This window comes from Acidovorax sp. 62 (assembly GCF_002754495.1).
Classification (GTDB): Bacteria; Pseudomonadota; Gammaproteobacteria; order Burkholderiales; family Burkholderiaceae_C; genus Acidovorax.
In genome coordinates, this window is sequence record NZ_PEFJ01000001.1 from 3,980,097 (window position 1) to 4,001,459 (window position 21,363).

Sequence of the window (21,363 nt, forward strand, 5' to 3'; positions counted from 1 at the left end):
TAGGCATTGCCTTAGGCACGATGGGCATATCGATAGATGCAAAAGCCCGGCGAAGCCAGCGGAAAGCACCAGCCTCGATAATCCACGGGTGTCTCAGCCCCCCGCCACTCCCCCATCCAGCCAGCGCGTCCTCTCCGTCATCCCCCCGATGACGCAGCTGAACACGCCTTATCCCTCCACCGCTTACCTCACCGGCTTTCTGCGCTCGCGGGGGGTCACGGCCTTCCAGGAAGACCTGGCGCTGGCGCTGGTGCTGCGCCTGCTCTCGCCCCAAGGGCTGCGCGCCGTGGCCGCCAAGGTGGACGCCCTGCCCGCCAAGCAGCGCAGCCCCGCCGTGCAGTCCTTTGCCGCACAGCAAGACCGCTACCTCGCCACCATCGGCCCGGCGATTGCCTTCTTGCAGGGGCGCGACAGCACGCTGGCGCACCGCATCGTGGGTCGGCATTTTTTGCCCGAGGGCCCGCGCTTTGCCACGCTGGACGTGTATGTGGACGATGACGGCGGCGACCCGCTGGGCTGGGCGTTTGGCGCGTTGGGCCTGACGGACAAGGCCAAGCACCTGGCCACGCTGTATTTGAACGACCTGGCCGATGTGCTGCGCGATGCGGTGGACGAGCGCTTTGAGTTTGTGCGTTACGCCGAATCGCTGGCGGGCAGCCAGCCCACGTTTGACCCGCTGGCCCAGGCACTGGCCAAAGCCCAGGTCGCGCCCACGCTGGTGGACGAGTTGCTGGAACAGCTCACGCACGAGGCCATCGCGCGCCACCAGCCCACCGTGGTGCTGCTGTCGGTGCCCTTCCCCGGCTCGGTGTACGCGGCGTTTCGCATTGCGCAGGCCATCAAGGCGCGGCACCCGCACATTGCCACCGTGCTGGGCGGCGGCTTTGTGAACACCGAACTGCGCGAGCTGGCCGACCCGCGCGTGTTTGACCACTTTGACTACGTGACGCTGGACGCGGGCGAGCGCCCGCTGCTGGCGCTGCTGGAACACCTGCGCGGCGAGCGCGGCCGCCAGCGGCTGGTGCGCACCTTTGTGCGCAGCGACGAAGGGCAGGTGCAGTACATCAACATGATGGAAGCCGACATCGCCTTTGCCGAGGTGGGCACACCCACCTGGGACGGCCTGCCGCTGGACCGCTATCTGTCGCTCCTGGACATGCTCAACCCCATGCACCGCCTGTGGAGCGACGGGCGCTGGAACAAGCTGACGGTGGCGCACGGCTGCTACTGGAAGAAGTGCAGCTTTTGCGATGTGAGCCTGGACTACATCAGCCGCTACGAGGGCGCGAGTGCTGGGGTGCTGGCCGACCGCATCGAGCAGATCGTGCGCGAGACGGGGCAGACGGGCTTTCACTTTGTGGACGAGGCTGCGCCCCCCAAGGCGCTCAAGGCGCTGGCCACCGAGCTGATTGAGCGCAACGCGGGCATCAGCTGGTGGGGCAATGTGCGGTTTGAAAAAACCTTCTCTCCCGAGCTGGCCGAGCTGCTGGCCGACAGCGGCTGCATCGCGATCTCGGGCGGGCTCGAAGTGGCTTCGGACCGGCTGCTGCAACTCATGAAAAAAGGCGTGTCGGTGGACCAGGTGGCGCGGGTGACCAAGGCGTTCAGCGATGCAGGCATCCTGGTGCATGCGTACCTGATGTACGGCTTTCCGACGCAGACGGTGCAGGACACCGTGGACGCGCTCGAGTACGTGCGGCAGTTGTTTGCCAATGGCTGCATCCAAAGCGGCTTCTTTCACCGCTTTGCCTGCACCGTGCACTCACCCGTGGGCAAGAACCCCGAGGAATACGGCGTGACCCTGGCACCGCTGCCACCCGGCGACTTTGCCAAGAACGATGTGGCCTTTATCGACCCCACGGGCGTAGACCACGACGCGCTGGGCAGCGCGCTCAAAAAGGCCATCTACAACTACATGCACGGCATCGGGCTGGAAGAAGACGTGCGCAGCTGGTTCCCCTTCAAGGTGCCCAAGACAACGGTGCGGCGGGACCGCATCGAGCGGGCACTGCGCGAGCGGGGGTAGAGCGCAGAGGCTCAGCACCTTGTCGGTCGGCAAACGAAATCCGTTCAGGCTGAGCCCGTCGAAGCCAGGGTGCTCCCCGGTAAACGCCCCTGGGCAGGCCTCGCGCTCATTCCAGTCATCGCACCGTGGCCATGTAGGACAGCAGGGCGTCAAAGTCCGCGCGGTCCTTGGGCGTCTTGTCCATGGGTTCAAAGCCTTTGTGCAGCAGCCCCACCAGGTGCTCGCGCCGCTGCACCAAGTCGGCCTGGTGCACGGGGTCTTGCACCAGCAGTTCAAAGATCGCCTGCTTTTCCAGCAGGTGGCCACTGTGGTTGTCGTGGAAATACCCGGCGTTCAAGTCCAGCAGGTTGCCCATCTTGGGCATGCCCGTGGTCTTGGCCCCCTTGGCCAACAGCGACCGCACGGCCTTGGACTGGTGGTAGTAAATGGCGATCTCGATGGGGTAGCTGTGCTCTGAAAAGTCTTTGTTGCGCACATTCGGGTCCGCCCCGTACTGCAGCAGCAGATCCACGATCTTGGGCGCCGAAAAGCGGCAGGCTTCATACAGGTTGGGATAGCCCCGGTGCAGCAGGTTGGGGTCGGCACCATGCTGCAACAGCAGCTGGACGATCTTGGCGTTCTTCTTGGTCACCGCCCGGTTCAGGCACGAGGTGCCAGAGGGCAGCTTGCTGTTGGGATCGGCCCCTTTTTCCAGCAGGGCCTGCACGGTGGCGGCGTTCTTGGCAAGGCCGATGGCCACGGTCAGCGCATCGCTGGGGTCGTTTTCTGCGCAGTCCGTTGCGGCAATGGTGCGACCCACGCGCCCCAGTTGCGCCACAGGGGCCAAGGTCTTCATCAGGGCCATCACATCGGCAGGCGGCTTCTTCTTGCCATGCACAAAGCCGTATTCCATGGTGCGCGCAATTTCGTCGTCCCGCAGGTCGGCATGCAGCGCGTGGCACACCCTCGACAACGGCCCAATGAACTCGTCGGCATGCGTGGAGCCCGAGGTGAAGGCCGCATCGATCACCAGGCCTGCGCGCTCGCAATGGTCGAACCCCATGCCATCCGGCGGATAGATAGCCACCTTGCGGGCGGCAAAGAAGGCCTTGATGGAGTCCTCCAACGCCTCGCCAGGCGGGGCGCTGAACGCTGCATGCAGCGCATCGGCATCGTCGATGTGATGGCAAACCAAGGTGAATCGCGTCGTGTATTCCATGTTCCCTCGTCGATGGGCAGGCGCTTGCACGGGCTGGACTGTCAGGAAGCCTGCAGTGGCCATGATAGGAGCTCAGCGCCACGCAAACCCACGCGGGCAGCCCAGCCCATGCCCGGCACGCGGCAGCGCAGGGAGAATCTACCGATTTTTGTGATGGGCGGTGTATTCATCGCACGCGGGATACCGCCGCTCCGATTTACGAGTTGATCCGCAAATCGGCTTTAGGGATTTTCAAAGAATTTTTTTAAGTTGAGACCGCCATTTGCAAATTCCATAAAATAGATTATGCAAAACAACTGAATACATGAAACAACCTCTCGTAAATTCAGATTGCCTAAAAATGTCCAATGCAAAATTCAAATGAGCGGATTGATTTTGGATTAGAAACAGTGACCCACAGGCAGATGGAACATCTGAGCCTGTACCGTCTCAACAGGGTCAATCCACAGCAGCCGCACATTCAACCCATTGCAAAGCGGATGCAACGCACAGCAGGTCATCTTGGCCCACTAGTGGGAAAGCAAAACGCCAGTGCTCACTCTCTCAAAAATCCTTACCAAACCATAGATTATCTTTTGCGAGTGATCGAATTGCATGCCCAAGGTGAGGGGGTACACATGCGGGCCACGGCAGCCCACCGTACATCCCCCGACCATGGGCCTACCTCAAACGGCGACCACGCACCCGGCCGCAGAGGCCCAACCCTATCGCTTCACCCTCAAATCATTTCAAACTGAGGTACGGCGTTTTTGAAAGCGTTTCGGCACTTCATCGATTTTTATTTTTATTTTTGATTTATCCAAATTTCATGAAATTTGGATATTTTTATGCGTTGCACATTAACCATGAGACGGTTAATCCAATGTCATCAAAAAATACAAAACATCCACCTGAAAATTAAATGGTAGAACATGGATTTTTATTAGAAAAAAATCAATGATTTCGCCAACAATACGAAACTCAAAAATTAACAACATGAGTTCAGAAAAATCAAAATTCATCTAAAAAATGAAATAAGAAATTGAATTTTTCGACCCTGTAGATTTTTTAAAAACAGGTTTTTATATTTTTTCAAGGTAGTTTTTAATAATTTTCACTAATCAAAACAGGGGTTCAAAAGTAGCCAGAAGGGCCGTTTTTTGGCGATTGACGGCAGCATGGCCTCGGATGGGCCTGCGGACTGACCCGAACAGGCCGGTGGCCGGGCGCAGAAAACCCAACGGAGGAAAGCGCTGTTCCGTGAGCTACTGCTTTTTCGGGGTTTTGCGCTTTTTGGGGGGTAGGGCGCCTCGGCAAGTGCTTGGAAAAAGGGCGGCCGTCGCCAATGAAGCAAAAAAGGCCTCTAGCGCTTACCTTGAAAGCGCTCGCAGCTATAAAAAACATAGCAAAAACCAAACCACCTCCCATCCATCCAATGGCCTCGGCAACCGCCAAACAAGGCGGCCAGAGCGGCCATGCCACACTCTCGCCCTTACAGCAGGTGGTTATGTCTTCTACAGAATGGGTCCAGGCGGCCCTGCAGTCGTTTGATGCGGTGGTGCAGGCCACCGAAGGGTTTCGCAGCCGCACCGGGCAGCGGCTGATGGCCGAGCAGGTGGCGCGCACCTTCAGCAGCGCCACGCTGGGCAAGGTGGATGAAGAAAGTGGCGAGGCGGCGCCCACGCGCTCCATCGCCGTCATCCAGGCGGGCACGGGCGTGGGCAAGTCGCTGGCTTACTGCGCACCCGCCATTGCGCTGGCGCTATCGCGCGGCACGCGGGTGCTGATCTCCACCGCCACCGTGGCGCTGCAAGAGCAACTGGTCAACAAGGACCTGCCCGCATTGGCCGCGCTAATGCCGCAGCCCTTCAAGTTTGCGCTGGCCAAGGGGCGTGGGCGCTATGTGTGCAAGCTCAAGCTCGACCGCTTGGCGGGCACCGGCGAGGCAGAGGAAGAGGGCGAAGACGACCTGTTTGCCGAAGAGGAAGCCGCCGCCCGCGCCAAGCGCCCCAGGCACGAAACCGAGGCGCGCATCCAGTTTTATTCGACGATGGCGCAAACCTTGTCGAAAGGCGCCTGGGACGGCGACCGCGACAGCTTGGACACCCCGCCCGAGCCCGAGGTGTGGAGCCCCGTGGCGGCCGAGGGTGCATCGTGCACCGGCAAGCATTGCCCTGCTTTCAGCCAGTGCACCTACTACGACAAGCGCAAGGAGCTGGTGGGCGCGCAGGTGATTGTGGCCAACCATGATTTGCTGCTGTCATCGCTGGGCGCGCGCGTGCTGCCCGAGCTGGACAACTGCCTGCTGGTGCTGGACGAAGCGCATCACCTGCCCGCCACCGCGCTGGACCAATTTGCGTGCAGCATGGATTTGTCGCGCATCACCTGGATCGAGCGGTTGTCGAGCCGGGGCCTGCGCATTGGTGCGCTGCTGGAAGTGGAGGAGATTGCCGACATCCCCAAACACTCGGCCCAGCTGCGGCAGACGCTGCAGGACCTGGCGCGCATCGTGATGGATGTGTACGGCGCCCAGCTCAAGAGCCAGCCCAGCGCCTGGGGCCCGGCGCGCGTGCGCGTGCCACGCGGCGAATTGCCAGAGCAATTGATTGCCCCGCTGGGCCTGCTGGCCGCCAGCGCCGAGGGCTTCCTCGACGCCCTGCGCGCCATCAGCAAAGCCCTGCGCGCCGAGATGCGCGACAAGCCCGACGAGGCCAAGCGGCTGTCCACGCTGTATGCGCAGATTGGCATGCTGGCCCCGCGCCTGGAAGCGCTGCACGCCACCGCGCAACTGCTGCTGCAGGATGCGCCCGAAGGCGCGGTGCCGGCGGCCAAATGGTTCACGCTGGAGGTGGATGGCGACTTCATCGTGGTCAAAGCGCATGCCAGCCCCATCCTGCCCGGCACCACGCTGCGCAACCACCTGTGGAGCGCGGTGCGCGGTGCGGTGCTGACCTCAGCCACGCTCACCAGCTGCGGGCACTTTGACTTCTTTTTGCGCGAGGCGGGCCTGCATGGCGATGAAGCCACCACCACGCTGGAGGTGCCCAGCCCCTTCAACTACGCCGCACAAGGCACGCTGATTGCCGCCGAGACGCGTGCCGACCCGAAGAACGCTGCGCAATTCACCGCCGAGATGGTGGACGCGCTGCTGCACGACATTGCCCGCGTGGAATACGGCGCGCTGGTGCTGTTCACCTCGCGCGAGCAAATGCGCCAGGCCGTGGACGCATTGCCCACCGCCATGCGCAGCGTGGTGCTGGTGCAGAACGCGCTGCCGCGCACGCAGCTGCTGCGGCGCCACCGCGAGCGCGTGGAGAGTGGCGAGCCCTCGGTCATCTTCGGCATGCAGTCGTTTGGCGAGGGGCTGGATTTGCCCGGGCGGCTGTGCGAGTCTGTCTTCATCACCAAGCTGCCGTTTGCCCCGCCCGATGACCCGGTGGGCGAAGCCCGCGCCGAGTGGCTGCGCGCCGTGGGGCGCGACCCGTTCAGCGAGCTGGTGGTGCCTGCCACCGCCATCCGCCTGGCGCAATGGGTGGGCCGCGCCATCCGCACCGAAGACGACCAGGCCCATGTGTACTGCTACGACAAGCGCCTCACGCGCACCAGCTACGGCCAGCGGCTGCTCAAAGGGCTGCCGCCGTTTGCGCTGGAACAACGCGCGCCACTCTGAGCGCTGTAAAGTCGCCAGCCCTTTTCACCACTACAACCAGAAAGAAGCCCATGCCCCACACCGTGCCAGCCTGCCCCCAATGCGGCCAGGAAAACACCTACCCCGATGGCACCAACTACGTGTGCCCCGACTGCAGTTTTGAATGGCCGCAAGTGGCCGACACGGCAGACACCGACGCCGATGCAGGCGACGGCATCGTGCGCGATGCCAACGGCAACCCGCTGGCCGATGGCGACGCCGTGATCCTGGTGAAAGACCTCAAGGTCAAGGGCTCGTCGTCCACCCTCAAGAAAGGCACCAAGATCAAAAGCATCCGCCTGGTCGATGGTGCGGATGGCCACAACGTGGACTGCAAGACCGACCTGGGCAGCATGTTGCTGAAGTCGGAGTTTTTGAAGAAGGCCTGAGCCGCAGATGGCACACCCACCACTTCAAGATGCTGCACCCCAGGTGCCCGTGGTACGGGTGGTGCAGGGCGACTTGCTGAACCAGGACGTGGACGTCATCGTCAACGCCTGGAACCGCAACATCATCCCGTGGTGGTTGCTGGTGCCGCAAGGCGTTTCCGGAGCCATCAAACGCCGGGCGGGGTATCAGCCTTTTCGTGAGCTGGCACGCCATGGCCCCATGCCGCTGGGCAGCGCCGTGCTCACCGGTGCAGGGCGGCTCCCGTACCAAGGCATCATCCACGTGGCGGGTATCAGCATGTGGTGGGTGGCCTCGCAGCAGTCGATCCAGAAATCGGTGCAATCTGCCATGGCCGTGGTCAATCAACACCGGTTCGCCTCTGTGGCATTTCCGGTGATTGGTGGCGGCACAGGCGGGGCACAAGCCGACCAGGCCTTGCAATGGATGCAAGAGGTCTTCAACACCACACCCACCCAGGCAGAGGTCAGGGTGGTGAGGTATTCACCGCAGTAAACAGCGCCGGGACCAAGATCGGCACGGGCACCTGGCTATGGCGCTTGCCTGGCCAGTTCAGTCACCACGCGCTCCACGCCCGACACCACGCGCGCTAGGCGCTCGAAATCGACCTTGTCGAGAGTGTCTTGGCTGCTGTGGTAGTGCGGGTAGCGGTAGGGCGCCGTGTCAGTCACCATGAGTGCGGGGTAGCCCGCGTCGATGTAGGCCGCGTGGTCGGAATAGTCCACCCCGGGGATGAACCGGGGCGCCGCAATGCCTTCCGACGGAAAAGAGGTGTGCGAGCGAAACGAGCGCACCACTGTGCGCACCAGACCCAGGTCGCCCGTGGCCCCCACAAAGGCGATGAAATTGCCCTCTGAGGGGTAGAGCAGGCTCAGAGGCCATGGGTACTTTTGCGAACCCGCTACGTCTGAGTAATAGCCCATGGTCTCCAACGACAACATGGCGATCACGCGGGTTTTTTGTGCCGCCAGGGCTTTGGCATGGACCTGGCTCCCCATCAAAGGGGTTTTGAAATAGGGTGGCTCTTCGTTGGTGTAGAGCACAAACATGATGTCGGCAGAGGCGTCCCCCATGTCGCGCAGGCTGCGGGCCAGTTCCAACACGGCGGCAGTGCCCGTGGCGTTGTCATTGGCACCAGGGGTGTGGTGGGCAGAGTCGTAATGCGCGCCCACCACCACGGTGCGCTGGCCTGGGGCCGTGCGGCTGGGCAATATCGCCTGCAGGTTGCGCACCGGCTTGCCTGCCACGGTGTATTCCTGCCGTTCAACCGCATAGCCCATCAAAGCCAGTTGCCGTTCCAGATAGGTGGCCACGGCCTCCAACGCTGCGGGGTTGCGCAGGTTGTGCTCTTGTTGGGCAACGGTGGATACATGGGCACGCAAGCGGTCGGCCAGCGCAGATTCCTGCGGCGTCAGGGCGGGCAATGCGCCCCGGTAGGAGTGCAGTGGCATGGTGGTCATCACCAGCACCCCGCACGCCAGCACGGCCAAAACGCCCACCAATGCGGCAGAAATGCGCAACACACTTTGCAGGAGGCGGACCACGAACGGGTGAACTCGCATGGAAAATCGGAGGTTCTTTGGAATGAAGGACGGGGGAGCGCTTTGGCGCTTCCCTGTGATTCTCCGCGACAGACCGCCCCTTCCATGCCGACCCCAACCAAACCGCGACACACCAGATACGCCCGCCACGCAGCATGCACAGCATGGGCCTGGGGTGCCATCGTGCTCTCATGCCATGCCGCAGGCGGCACTGGCGAGTACCCGCTGCCCTGGCCTACTGCAGGCGAGGTACTGGTCTACCGCTCTTGTGGCTGCGGCGATGCGTGCTGGGTGGCCGAGGTGCGCGATGCACGCAAGCGCACCGTGAAGGCCCGGTTGCGCTGCGACTGTGAGCAACTGCACGCCAGCGTGGCACCCGGCCTGAAAGAGGCCTTGCATGCTGAGCGCTGCGAGGCCATCTATCCCGAAGGCGGCGACGCCGACAAGGCCGACAAGCCCACCGCGATTGCCCGTGCGCTTCGGCAGCTGCTGGGCCGCAGCTGAGCGGCGATACTGCCAAAGCACCGCAACGCCTGCGGCCCTCTCCGCGCCACACAGATCCCATGCCTCCCATCGCCGTCATCGACTTTGAAACCACCGGTATGTCGCCCAGCCAGGGCGCGCGTGCCACCGAGGTGGCCATCGTGTTGCTGGAAGGCGGAAAAGTGGTGGACCGGTTTCAGAGCCTGATGAAGACGGGGGTGTGGATACCGCCCTTCATCACCGAGCTGACGGGCATCACCAACGCCATGGTGCAAGAGGCGCCCGAGGCTGCCAGCGTGATGCGCGATGCGGCGCGGTTTGTGGGCGACGCGCCCATGGTGGCGCACAACGCGTCGTTCGACAGCAAGTTCTGGCAGGCCGAGCTGGCCCTGGCCGACACACCCGCGCCGCAGCCCTTTGCCTGCACGGTGCTGCTGTCGCGACGGCTGTACCCCCAGGCGCCCACCCACAAGCTGGGGCCGCTGGTGCAGCACCTGGGCCTGCCGCGCGCGCAGCGGGCCCACCGGGCGCTGGCCGATGCCGAGATGGCCGCCGCGCTGCTGGCGCGCATGCAGCACGACCTGACCACCCAATGGCAGCTGCCGGCGGCCGACTTTGTGCTGCTGCAAGGCATGCAGCGCTGCGCCCTCAAGGCCCTGCCGCAATGGCTGCAGCGGCAGGCCAAGGCAAGGCCCCGGTCCACGGCAGCGACCGTAGCGGCACAGGCCACCCAGCAGCAGATGTGTTTGCTATTTGATTGATAGCTGCTAGCGCTTGATTAGCAAGCGCTAGAGGCACTTTTTTATCTAATTCACCAAGCCACTGAGGGCAGGGCAAAAGTCTGGGCTTGTCGGGTTCATGCCTACGGGTGCAAATGGTTACCACGGGGGCCGGGGGGCGTGGCTACGATGCCGCCCGGAGGAACACAACCCAATGACACTCACTGCACCGGCAACGCCATGGCTGGCCAAGGTACCGCTGGGGGCGGACGGGCAGGCACACGCGCTGCTTATCGTGCACGCCGACCAGGCCATCGCGCCCACCCCGGCGCTGCGCCAGGTGGTGGAGTTTGAGGACAACGGGCAGGGCGGTTTCATCAGCGCGGCGCAGGCCCTGGATGGCCGCTGGGGCTACATCGATGCGCAGGGCCAATGGCTGATTGCGCCCACACTCGACAACGCGCGCGGCTTTTCTGACGATGGACTGGCCCGCTTTTGCCGCGACGGGCACTGGGGCTACATCGACCTGCTGGCGCAGGAGGTGATTGCGCCGCAGTTTGAAGACGCCCGCCCCCTGCGCAACGGCCTGGCCGCTGTGAAGGTGGGGCCGCAGGGCTGGCGCATCATCGACCGCCAAGGCCGCTTCACGTGCGAAGCCCGCTTTCACCAACTGGACAACTTTGGAGCCGTGGGCCTGGCACTGGCCGAGCAGTGGGACCCGCGCAGCCACCAGCGCCTGCGCGGCTATGTGGACCACCAGGGGCAGTGGGTGATTGCGGCCCGCTTTGCGCAGGCCCGTGCCTTTGACGACCATGCGGTGACCGCGGCCTCTGTGGACGGAGAGACCTGGGGATTGATCGATGCGGAAGGAGAGTGGGTGCTCAAGCCCTGCTACCCATGCATCGAGGCCTTCAACAGCGAAGGGCTGGCCTACTACGACGAGCCGGACAGCTGGAACAACGGCCACGGCTACCTGAACACCCGGGGCAAGGTGGTGGTCAAAGGCGGGCGCCACCTCAGCCGCCATATGGCCTGTGGGCTGGTGGCAGACAGCGATGACGGCACCCGCTTTGTGGATGCCCACGGCAAGCTGCTGCAGGGCCCCGCGCTGAGCTACGCCAGCGACTTCCGCGCCGAAACCGAATGCGCCGTGGCACGGCTGGCCAGCCCCGCCCAGCGGCCAGAGCCCGCCACCAGCGCCTGGGGGCTGCTGCACACCAGCGGCCGCTGGGTGCCCGCAGCGCTGGGCCTGCTCGAGCCCCTGACCGACGGTGACGGCTGGATACCCAACACCCTGCCTGACACACCGCTGGTGCCGTTCTTGACCACCGACGGCCACTTGGCCTGGATGGACAAAGAGGGCCAGGTGGTGTGGCGCGCAAAGTACGAAGCGGGACAGGTGTCGCTGCGCGACACGCAGGGCCACACGCTGTGGTGCAGTGGCCCCTTGCCGAACTTGCCGCACTGCAGCGCACCCCGCCCGTTTTTCCATCGGTCTGCCAACGACCACCTGGAGCAGATCGACTGCGTTGACGACGTGGCCCGCTACGCCCAGGCCCTGGCCACCGACGCCGAAGAGCGGCTGCACCAGCTGGCCCAGGGCCTGCCGAAGCGCAGCGCCACCGGCACGCCCGACGCCGATGGGGAAGAGGATGACGGCGAAGACAACGACCCCCACGCGGCCGACCTGCGCCACACGGTGGTCGTGCGGCGTGTAGCCCGTGCGTACCTGAGCGAAGAGCACAACGGCCCCTACGCCTTCATGGGCGAAGGGTTGGCCCACGCCGTGGCGCAACTACGCCAAGCGCTGCACGAGCGCTTGCAAGCCCATTGGGGCCCGGCCGACCCCGACCCAGAGCACGCAGCCCCCTGGCAGCACAGTGGCCCCCCCATGGCCGCCTGGAGCCTGCCGCTGCGCCAACCCCTGGTGGCAGACACGCCGGACAAGCTGGTGTGCGTGCCAGAGGCCAACACCCTGTGGCTCAGCCTTTACCCCCAGGCCGACACGGGCGATGGCGATGCCTGGTGGGAGCTGTGGCTGATGGCGGCCCCGAGCGTGGACGCACTGCAAGCTGCGCAACACGCACGCGATGCACGGCGGCCCATGGCTGCACCCAGCCTCCCTGTACCCAGCGCTGAAGGGGCACCGCCAGCCAACAGCCCACCCACCACACGCGAGGCTTGGCAGCGCGCCGTGCAGCAGGACCCCAGCGCCATCGGCCACGTGCCTGCCGCCTGGCTGGACGATGCCCTGGTCGACGAGGCATTGGCCGCAGCCCCCAAGGTGCTGGGCGATATCCCGCCCGCATGGCACACGGCCGAGCGGCTGCACGCCCTGGTAAACCAGGGCCTGGCCCAGGCCCGCGAGATTCCACCGCACTGCATGACGCGGGACGCGCTGCTGCTGGCACGCGAGCGGTATGCCGGAGACCCCGACTGGGACTGGCACGACGAGCGCTGCAGCCAGGTCCCCTCCCTCACCCCCAACCGGTGGGACCACAACAGCCTGTACGACCTGTGGGGTTGCCTGCTGACCCCGGCCCTGGCCCTGCATGCCGTGCAATGCGGCGCCCCGCTGCGCGATGTGCCGCACTGGCTGCGCACCGATGCACTGGAGCACGCCGCGCTGCAGGCCGATATCTACAACATCAGCTACATCGCTGCTGACAAAGTCACCCCCGCACTGGCGCAGCGCGCCGTGCAACACGACTACGGCCGCCTGATCACCCATGTGCCCCTGGCACTGCTCACCCCCGCGCTGTGCCTTGCATCGGCCCGGGCCAATGGCCTCACGCTGCAAGACATCCCCGAGCCTCTGCGCAGCACCGAGGTGTGCGTGGCCGCGCTGGAGGACCGGCACGATGTGTTCCACCATGTCCCCCAGCGCCTGGCCGTGGACATAACCACCCGGCTGATCGACAACGACCTGGCCCGTGCCCGCCGGCAGGGCGAGCCCCGCCATGGCTGCCACTGGCACGTGCAGCGGGCCTGGGCCCACCTGTGGAGCGAGCAACCTGCGCAGGCGCAGGAAGACGCCCTGCGCGGCCTGCCACACGCACGCTACCCACAGCACGCGCACTACGTTCTGGCCAGCGCCTACCGGGCACTGGGACACACCCGGCAGGCGGCGCTGGAGGCATCGACCGTGCTCTCGCTGCAATCGCCCTACACCGCCGAGTGGGACGCCCACGAAGACACCACCTGGCTGGCCCCCTTGGCGCGCGAGCACATGCAGGCAGCGGACGAGGCCACGCTGGTGCAGCAGTTGCAAAGCCACCCCCGCACATTGGCCGACGTGCCCCGTGCGCGCATCACCCACGCCATGGTGGATGCCGCCCTGCAGGCCGACGAGAGCGCCGTGTGCTTTGTGCCCAAGCGGCTGATGACCCCCGCGCGCTACGCCGCTGCGCTGCGCCAGGGCGTGAAGACCCTGGAACAGATCCCGGCCCCCATGCTGAGCGAAGAGGCCTGCGCCGACCATGTGCGCGAGGCGGGGTGGCGGCTGGCCGATGTGCCCACGCCATGGCGCACCGTGGCGGTGTGTGCCGTGGCCATGCACGCCAGTGCCAGCGCGCTGCAGCATGTGCCCGCACGCTTGCAGCCCCAGGTGCTGCAAGCCGCCCAGGCCCTGGCCGTTCAGACCGTTAGCGACAGCCAGGAGCAAGGCGCCGTCGCCCAAAGGCTGGCAGAGCAACTGGCCGGGCAATGGCAGGCCTTGCAGCGCACGCCCGGCATGCCGTGGATGCAGCGCGCACGCAGGCAAGGGGGCTGGGTGGCGCTGCTGGCAGGCAGCCTGGTCCTGACCCCATCGTCCCAAACGGCCACGCGGGGCGGCCTGGTCGGCTTTGCGCAGCAGCGCCCCGTGCTGGCGTTGCTGCTGCACCTGTTGGGCGGCGCGTGTGCGCTGGTGGGGCATGCCTTTGTGTCGGTGGGCGCGTGGCGGGCCGAAGGGGCCTGGGCAGGGCTGGCCAGCTTCACGCTGCTGGGGCTTTCTGAGCTGTATTGGGCCTGGCGCTTTGTGTGGGCCGAGCCCGCGCGCCCCCTGCTGGGCACCACCGCAACCTTCGTCGCCGCTTACGTGCTGTGCTGGTGGCCGCTGTACCGCAAGGCAGGGCAAGCGCTGACCCCGCCACGCCCAGACCGCACCTGACCCCCAGGCACATGGGGGGCAGGCTGAACAGGTGGTTTGGGGCCTGTGCTAACATTTTGGCTCTTATGCAACGCAGCCTGTCCCTGTCCACCCTATCGCTAAGCCTACTAGTGCTCGGCCGGGGTCTGCCTGCGTTCGCCTCTTTTGTTGCCACTTCGCGCAACACCTGACTTCCCCCTGACCCCGGCCCACAAACCAGCCTTTGCACACGCAAAGGGCTGTAGGGGATGTCGTCCGTTCGTTGAACTTTGATGACCCCGTGCCGGGGTACTGCGCAGCCAATGCACCCATGCGCGGCCCCCGGCACCCACCGTTTGTGGAGCCTTTCATGATGATCGCCAAACCCGCCACCAAGTACCAAGGCATCGCCCCCATCAATTTGCCCGACCGCCAATGGCCCAGCCGCACCATTGCCCGCGCGCCCATCTGGCTCTCGACCGATCTGCGCGACGGCAACCAGGCACTGTTCGAGCCGATGAACGGCGAGCGCAAGATGAAGCTCTTTCACGAGCTGGTGCGCATCGGCTTCAAGGAGATCGAGGTCGGCTTTCCGGCCGCGTCGCAGACCGACTTTGACTTTGTGCGCCGCCTCATCGACGAAAACCTGATCCCCGACGATGTGACCATCATGGTCATGACCCAATCGCGCGAAGACCTGATCGCGCGCACCGTAGAGGCGGTGAAGGGTGCGCCCCGCGCCATCGTGCACCTGTACAACGCCACCGCGCCTGCGTGGCGGCGCATTGTGTTTGGCATGAACGTGACGCAGGTGATGCAGCTCATCGCACACCATGTGGGCTACCTCAAGCAGCTCACCGACGCGCAGCCGGGCACACAGTGGACCTTGCAGTACTCGCCCGAAACCTTCAGCGCCACCGAGCTGAATGTCTCGCTCAAGGCCTGCCAAACCGCTATTGCCGCATGGAACGCAGGCCCCGGCCGCCCCATCATCATCAACCTGCCCACCACGGTGGAAAACGCCACGCCCAACGTGTTTGCCGACCAGATCGAGTGGATGCACCGCCACCTGGTGCCGCGTGAGCACATCGTGCTGTCGGTGCACCCGCACAACGACCGGGGCACCGGCGTGGCTGCGGCAGAACTTGCCATGATGGCCGGGGCCGACCGTGTGGAAGGCTGCCTGTTTGGCAACGGCGAGCGCTGCGGCAATGTGGACATCGTGACGCTGGCGCTCAACCTGTACACCCAGGGCGTGCACCCGCACCTCGATTTCTCGGACATCACCGCCGTGGCGCGCGTGGCCGAGGAATGCACCTCGCTGCCCGTGCACCCGCGCCACCCGTATGCGGGCGACCTCGTGTTCACCGCGTTCTCGGGATCGCACCAGGATGCAATCAAGAAGGGCTTTGCGGCGCAAGACCCGAATGCTTTGTGGGAAGTGCCTTACTTGCCCATCGACCCGGCGGACCTGGGCCGCACCTACGACAGCGTGATCCGCGTGAACAGCCAGTCGGGCAAGGGCGGCATTGCCTTCTTGCTCGAACGCGAACACGGCGTGGTGATGCCCCGGCGCATGCAGGTGGAGTTCAGCGCCGTGGTGCAACGCCACACCGACACCAGCGAAACCGAAATGGGCGCCGCCCAGTTGTGGGAGCTGTTCCAGGCCACCTACCTGCGCGCACCGGCCGAGCCGGCCGTGGTGTGCCACAGCCACCGGCTGGACGAAGATGGGCAGGGCATTGAGCTGGATGTCTCCATCGAAGGCGTACGCCAGACGCTGCGCGGCCAGGGCAATGGCCCCATTGCCGCCACAGTGGACGCACTGGGCCTGCCCCTGCGCGTAGACCACTACGAAGAACGCGCCACCGGCACCGGCGCCAACGCCCAGGCGCTGGCCATTGTGGAAGCCGCGATGGACGGCGTGACGGGCTCCACCTTCGGTGCGGGCACCAGCCACAACATCGTCACCGCCTCGGTGCAGGCCATTGTGAGCGTGGCCAACCGGCTGGCCCAGCGGCGCCCCCAGGCCCAGGTGGCGCAAAGCGCCTGAGGCGCGGGGACGGTCCAAAGCCCGTTCTGGGCACTGGGCAACGCATGCAAGACACCGGTCACAAGCCGGTGTTTTGCCCCGCATCGTTTACTATGAATAACATAGCTTTTAGCGCTTGCTGGATGCGCCTTACAGGCACTTTTTACGATAAATAACCTTGCCCCAGCCAACGCCTGGGCCCCATGCGGGCAAGCATCCGTTAACCTTCGGGCCATGCGATCTTTCCATCGATCTTTCTGTGCTGTGTGGCTGGCCTCAGCCGCCGTTTTGCTGGTGGGCTGCGGCACCGTGCGCCCACCGTCCTCCGGCTCGGCAGATGCAGCCCCCTGGCCCACGCAGCGGTCTGTGGGCACCACGCTGTCAGACGAGCAAGCCCACGGCATTGCCATCCACGCCCTGGGGCTGGTGGGCACGCCTTACCGCTACGGCGGCAACACCCCCGAATCGGGCTTTGACTGCAGCGGGCTCATTGGCTACGTGTACCGCAACCAGGTGGGCACCGCCCCACCACGCACGGTGGCTCAGCTCAGCGGCTGGGGCCAGGTGATTGACGGCAGCGAGCTGCGCACCGGTGACTTGGTGGTGTTTGGCCGGGGCCGCAGCCCCTCGCACGCCGGGATCTATGTGGGGGAGGGGCGCTTTGTGCATGCGCCCTCTACCGGCGGCGAAGTGCGCATGGACCACCTGGAATCCAAATACTGGGCGCGGCAAAACGCATCGTTTCGCCGCCCTTGAACCGCCCGCAACGGCTACCCAAACCACAGACACGCCCCGCAACCGCTTTGCCCAGGTTGCGTCCCCACCAGGCGCAACCTGCCCCGGCGCAGGGCGTGTCCGTCAACCCAGGGGTTCAATCCCCCCAAGACTCAAAAGCTGTGGCGCACCCCCACGCCAATGCCGGTTTGTGAGCCCCCCGCCACTGGCGCACCACCGGTGGCCGCATTGCTGACCGACAAGGCCAACGTGCCGTCGTTGGAGATATGGCCCGCTGTGGCGTACACCGCCGTGCGTTTGGACAGGTGGTAAGTGCCGCGCAGCGCCCACAGCGTGGCCTGGTTGGCGCTGTTTTTGTAGTCGAGCTTGAACACCTCGCCATCGAGTACGAACTGCGGCGTGATGCTGTAGGCGGCCCCGGCATACCAAAGGTTGCTGCGCGGCGTGGCCGTACTGGCATCGTTGCTACGTGCGATCAGGCCGGCACCTAGCTTGAGGTCACCCCACTTGCCCCAGCCAGCCAAGGTAGAGCGGCGGTCTTTCAGGCTGCTGCTGGTCAGCCCGGCAAAGGCCCCCGGGCCTCCACGGATTTCGTCAACCGCAGCGGCGGCCCCCCAGGTGGCGGTGTCGTACTTGAGCAGCAATGACCACTGGCGACAGGCGGAGCTGTCGGTGGCACTTTCGCCCGCGCAATTGGAGCCTGATGGGCTGGGGCCCGCATTGACAGTGTCGCGGCCCAGGCTGTAAGTGGCACCCACCGTCAAGCCACTGAAGGTGCCTCGGTAGGCGAAGGCGTTATCCACCCGCGCGTTGGGCAGGTAGCTGTCCAACGAGCCCGATCCAAACATGGCCGGGCCGAGGATGTCGGCATCGAGCTGCGACCAAAACAGCATGGAGTATTGCCGCCCCAGCGATACCGTGCCCCACGGTGCGCTCAGCCCCACGAAGGCCTGGCGCCCAAACGCGCGGCCGCCCTGGTTCAAGGCTCCGGTGTCTACCGCAATGCCTTCTTCCAGCGTGAACACGGCACGCAAGCCGCCCCCCAGGTCTTCACTGCCCCGAAACCCCAGGCGTGAAGGCGCGGAGCCGCCCGTGAGCCCCGGCACCCGGGTGAGCGTGGCGGCGTTGCTGCCTGCGTTGGTCAGGTGCTCCACAGCGGCATCGACCGAGCCATACATCGTGACGCTGGAAGCCTGCTGCGCCTGCACCGTGGTGGCGAGCAGGGCACAGGCACTGGTACCAAAAGCCGCAGCGATGAGGGTGATTTTTTTCATGGTGCTTGTTTCCGGAAAAGCAGTGTTCAAAAGGGAGAGTAGGTGGAAGAAGGTGAGAAGGGGACGCAGAGGTGCCAGTCCCTGGAAGGCCCAGGGACAGGCGGGGCCACGGCGCCCGTGAATCAGGGGTTCGCGTCCAGCTTGGCCTTGATCCAGGCAAAGGCCTCTTGCACGTCGTAGTTACCGCTATGGCCCACGAGGTAAGGGAGCTTGAAGCTCACGTCCTTGACGGAGGGATCGTTCTTGATGGCGTAGTACAGCAAGGTCTGCATGGCAAACGCGGTGTCGCGGTCCACCATGCCGTGGCGTACATACCAATAGGGGGCGCTGTCGGCGGCGGTGTTCAGGTAAGCCAGGGGGTTAATGAGCCTGAGCTGTGCGGCCAGGGTGTTGGTGCTGCTGGCAAGGTATTGCGCCCAAGCTAGGCCCGTGTCGTCCACGCCCGAGCCGTCGCCCTTGACGGCGTTGTTCACCCAACTCCATTCGGTGAAGTTGGTGTACTGCTGGGCCGGGGTACCGAACAGGTTGGTCTCGCCACTGATATTCGGATTACCTGTGACCCCAACGGCGTCAAATGCCACCACCGTCTTGAGAGCCTGATTGCTGGCCACGTAGCGAACAAACTTGGCGTAGTCCAGACCCGTGACGGTGGCGCTGGTGCCTGTGCCACTCCAGGTGAGCCAGTCATTGGCCAAAGTGGCGCGGCTGGTCACAAAGTTGCCGCCCAGTTGCGGCACTGCCGTGCCCTTGGCCAACTGGCGCTCAATCTCCTGCTGGACTAAGGCCTGGGTGGCATCGCGCAGGTTGGCGGTGGTCAGCGCAGTACCGTTGTCCAGCTTCAAGCCTAAGCTGTTCACATAAGCGGCAAAGGTGCCAGCAATGGCTTTGGAGGCCGCAGGCTGCGCCCCGGCGCTGTAGGCAGCACCACCCAGGGCCCCGGTGTTGCTGTCGCTGCGCACAGCGTTGTACTCCCACTCGTAGCCCGCGTCTGCATTACCCAGGTTGTTGATGGGGCAGTAAGCCACCGCAGCAAACACATCGTCTTTGAGGCTGCTGGTGGCGGCCACGCCGCTGCCGCTGACCCCTGCGGCCCCCACCTCGGCCAAGTAAGGCAAATAGTCTGCGCTGTTGCCACTGGCCGAGACGGCAGAGGTCAGGCCACCGCCGCCGCTGGTACCCGTGACGATGATGCGCTCGGCAGAACCCGGCATGCTGGCATCGTTCAATCGCAGGTAGCGAATGGCCGCCTTGGCATCCACCACCGGTGCGGGCGCCTTGCCCGCCCAGCTGCCGTCTTCAGCGCGTGCGCCGCCCCGGCTGCGGGTGCCTACATTGACCACCACATACCCCGCCTTCAGCGCAGCACCGATGTTGTCGGTATCGCTGGTGCTGACAAACTTTGCACCATCGCTGATGGTGGTGGACACGGGGCTGGCCCACCAGCCACCGTTGTTCACCAAGAAGTACAGCGCTGCTTTCTGGTCAGTGACCTTGTCTTCGGGCACCGAGACGATCATGGTCTGGTAAGCGTAGGGGTCTGCCAAGGTCACTGTGCTGTTGCCCCCCAACGCAGCCTGTGCGGTGGCCATCTTGATGGGGTTGGCAACATACACGATGCGGTACTGGCGCAACTTGGTACTCACACCGTCCAGCGTCACGCTCACGGTGGTGTAGGTCGCAGGGTCGAACTTCAGCTTGGCATCGTTGGCCGAAGCCACATCGCTGCCACCACACGCGCCCAACAACAGCGCGGTTGCCAGCGCCATGCCAACACGGAAAGGTTTTTTCATGGGTTGTCTCCAGGGGAATGTCACGGGCTTGGCGTGACCAGTTTTTGATCTAGCGCAGTCTAAAAATCGCCCCCAGCAGCTACAAGATGGCGCGCGGCGCGGCGTGATAACCAATCCATATCGTGGTTAACCATGAAACGCTGGCACCGCCGCTTTCTCGGGCCCGCCGCGCCGCGCGACAATCGGGGGCATGACCCACGCACACCGCTCTGCCAACCCCATCTCCACGCACGACACCACCCGCATTGATGACACGCGCATCAAGGCCGTGCGCCCCCTCATCACGCCCGCCCTGCTGCAAGAGTGGCTGCCCACGCCCGATGCGGCCCTGACGCTGGTTGAATCCAGCCGCGCCGCCATCTCGCGCGTGCTGCACGGGCAGGACGACCGGCTGGTGGTAGTGGTGGGCCCCTGCTCCATCCACGACCACGCCCAGGCCATGGAATACGCCCAGGCCCTGAAAGTCCAGGCCGATGCACTCAAGGACGACCTGCTGGTCGTGATGCGCGTGTACTTTGAAAAGCCCCGCACCACCGTCGGCTGGAAGGGCTACATCAACGACCCGCACCTGGACGGCAGCTTTGCCATCAACGAAGGCCTGGAGCTGGCGCGCAAACTGCTGCTGGACGTGCTGGCCACCGGGCTGCCGGTGGGCACCGAATTTTTGGACCTGCTCTCGCCGCAGTTCATCAGCGACCTGGTGAGCTGGGGCGCCATTGGTGCGCGCACCACCGAGAGCCAGAGCCACCGCCAGCTGGCCAGCGGGCTGTCGTGCCCCGTGGGGTTCAAGAACGGCACCGATGGTGGCGTCAAAGTGGCCAGCGACGCCATCCAGGCCGCACAGGCGGCGCACGCCTTCATGGGCATGACCAAGATGGGCCAGGCCGCGATTTTTGAAACGCGTGGCAACCAGGACTGCCACGTGATTCTGCGCGGCGGCAAGCAGCCCAACTACAGCGCGGCCGATGTGGATGCCACCTGTGTCGTGCTCAAGGCCGCAGGTCTGCGCGAGCAGGTGATGATCGACGTGAGCCACGCCAACAGCAGCAAGCAGCACCAGCGCCAGATCACGGTGGCGGCCGAGGTGGCCCAGCAGATTGCCGCGGGCGACGCCCGCATCACCGGGCTGATGATCGAAAGCCACCTGCAAGAAGGCCGCCAGGACATCGTGCCCGGGCAAGCGCTGCAAAAGGGCGTGTCGGTGACCGACGCCTGCATCAGCATGACGCAGACGGTGCCGGTGCTGCAGGGCCTGGCGGCAGCGGTGCGTGCGCGCCGGGCGCTGCGCAAGGCATAAACCCCAGCCCAATTGGCATGGCGGGGGCGCGCTGTCACCACAGCGTCACGGTGTAGCATTGGCCGCAGCCCACCTTACACACCAC

The 21,363-nt window shown here is 64.7% G+C and carries 14 protein-coding genes; 10 read left to right on the plus strand and 4 right to left on the minus strand.

The window, feature by feature from the left end; all coding sequences use genetic code 11:
- The first annotated feature begins 148 nt into the window (after positions 1-148).
- Positions 149-2,026, plus strand: coding sequence for a radical SAM protein (locus CLU86_RS17775; RefSeq protein WP_099742550.1), 1,878 nt, complete (start codon positions 149-151; stop codon positions 2,024-2,026).
- Between the two features lie 115 nt (positions 2,027-2,141).
- Here the strand turns inward: CLU86_RS17775 and CLU86_RS17780 are convergent, their stop codons facing one another.
- Complete coding sequence (locus tag CLU86_RS17780) at positions 2,142-3,224, minus strand: ankyrin repeat domain-containing protein (protein WP_158236344.1); 1,083 nt, start codon at positions 3,222-3,224, stop codon at positions 2,142-2,144.
- A 1,486-nt stretch (positions 3,225-4,710) separates the two neighbouring features.
- On the opposite strand from CLU86_RS17780, the gene dinG reads away from it, so the two are divergent.
- From dinG to CLU86_RS17795, 3 genes are read left to right on the plus strand one after another with little or no spacing between them, the layout of a single operon-like run.
- A complete protein-coding gene (gene dinG, locus CLU86_RS17785; protein WP_099743669.1) occupies positions 4,711-6,873 on the plus strand; it encodes an ATP-dependent DNA helicase DinG in 2,163 nt (720 codons plus the stop codon).
- 50 nt (positions 6,874-6,923) lie between these two features.
- Positions 6,924-7,280, plus strand: coding sequence for a zinc ribbon domain-containing protein YjdM (locus CLU86_RS17790; RefSeq protein WP_099742552.1), 357 nt, complete (start codon positions 6,924-6,926; stop codon positions 7,278-7,280).
- 7 nt (positions 7,281-7,287) lie between these two features.
- Positions 7,288-7,794 carry a macro domain-containing protein gene (locus tag CLU86_RS17795; protein ID WP_199175144.1) on the plus strand — a complete coding sequence of 169 codons (507 nt, stop codon included), beginning with the start codon at positions 7,288-7,290 and terminating at the stop codon, positions 7,792-7,794.
- 35 nt (positions 7,795-7,829) lie between these two features.
- Here CLU86_RS17795 and CLU86_RS17800 read toward each other — a convergent pair whose 3' ends face one another.
- Positions 7,830-8,819 (minus strand): M28 family peptidase, encoded by a 990-nt coding sequence (locus CLU86_RS17800; protein ID WP_233195081.1) that lies wholly within the window; start codon positions 8,817-8,819, stop codon positions 7,830-7,832.
- 204 nt (positions 8,820-9,023) lie between these two features.
- Between CLU86_RS17800 and CLU86_RS17805 the strand changes: the two genes are divergently transcribed.
- The 5 genes from CLU86_RS17805 (at position 9,024) to CLU86_RS17825 (ending at position 16,938) form a co-directional block, all read left to right on the plus strand.
- Positions 9,024-9,344 carry a hypothetical protein gene (locus tag CLU86_RS17805; protein ID WP_099742553.1) on the plus strand — a complete coding sequence of 107 codons (321 nt, stop codon included), beginning with the start codon at positions 9,024-9,026 and terminating at the stop codon, positions 9,342-9,344.
- A gap of 59 nt (positions 9,345-9,403) precedes the next feature.
- Positions 9,404-10,084, plus strand: a complete 681-nt coding sequence (locus tag CLU86_RS17810) for a PolC-type DNA polymerase III (protein ID WP_099742554.1) — start codon at positions 9,404-9,406, stop codon at positions 10,082-10,084.
- A 172-nt stretch (positions 10,085-10,256) separates the two neighbouring features.
- Complete coding sequence (locus CLU86_RS17815; RefSeq protein WP_099742555.1) at positions 10,257-14,192, plus strand: WG repeat-containing protein; 3,936 nt, start codon at positions 10,257-10,259, stop codon at positions 14,190-14,192.
- A 331-nt stretch (positions 14,193-14,523) separates the two neighbouring features.
- Positions 14,524-16,203: a 2-isopropylmalate synthase gene (gene leuA / locus CLU86_RS17820; protein ID WP_099743672.1), complete on the plus strand. Its 1,680-nt coding sequence runs from the start codon at positions 14,524-14,526 to the stop codon at positions 16,201-16,203.
- A gap of 213 nt (positions 16,204-16,416) precedes the next feature.
- Positions 16,417-16,938, plus strand: coding sequence for a C40 family peptidase (locus CLU86_RS17825; protein WP_099657269.1), 522 nt, complete (start codon positions 16,417-16,419; stop codon positions 16,936-16,938).
- A 131-nt stretch (positions 16,939-17,069) separates the two neighbouring features.
- On the opposite strand, the gene CLU86_RS17830 is transcribed toward CLU86_RS17825, so the two are convergent.
- Both CLU86_RS17830 and CLU86_RS17835 read right to left on the minus strand, forming a co-directional pair.
- Positions 17,070-18,191 (minus strand): porin, encoded by a 1,122-nt coding sequence (locus CLU86_RS17830; RefSeq protein ID WP_099742556.1) that lies wholly within the window; start codon positions 18,189-18,191, stop codon positions 17,070-17,072.
- Positions 18,192-18,313: 122 nt separating this feature from the next.
- Entirely contained in the window at positions 18,314-19,981 is a 1,668-nt protein-coding gene (locus CLU86_RS17835; RefSeq protein WP_099742557.1) for a subtype B tannase, read from the minus strand.
- A gap of 190 nt (positions 19,982-20,171) precedes the next feature.
- Between CLU86_RS17835 and CLU86_RS17840 the strand changes: the two genes are divergently transcribed.
- Positions 20,172-21,278: a 3-deoxy-7-phosphoheptulonate synthase gene (locus CLU86_RS17840; protein WP_099742558.1), complete on the plus strand. Its 1,107-nt coding sequence runs from the start codon at positions 20,172-20,174 to the stop codon at positions 21,276-21,278.
- Positions 21,279-21,363: the final 85 nt, after the last annotated feature.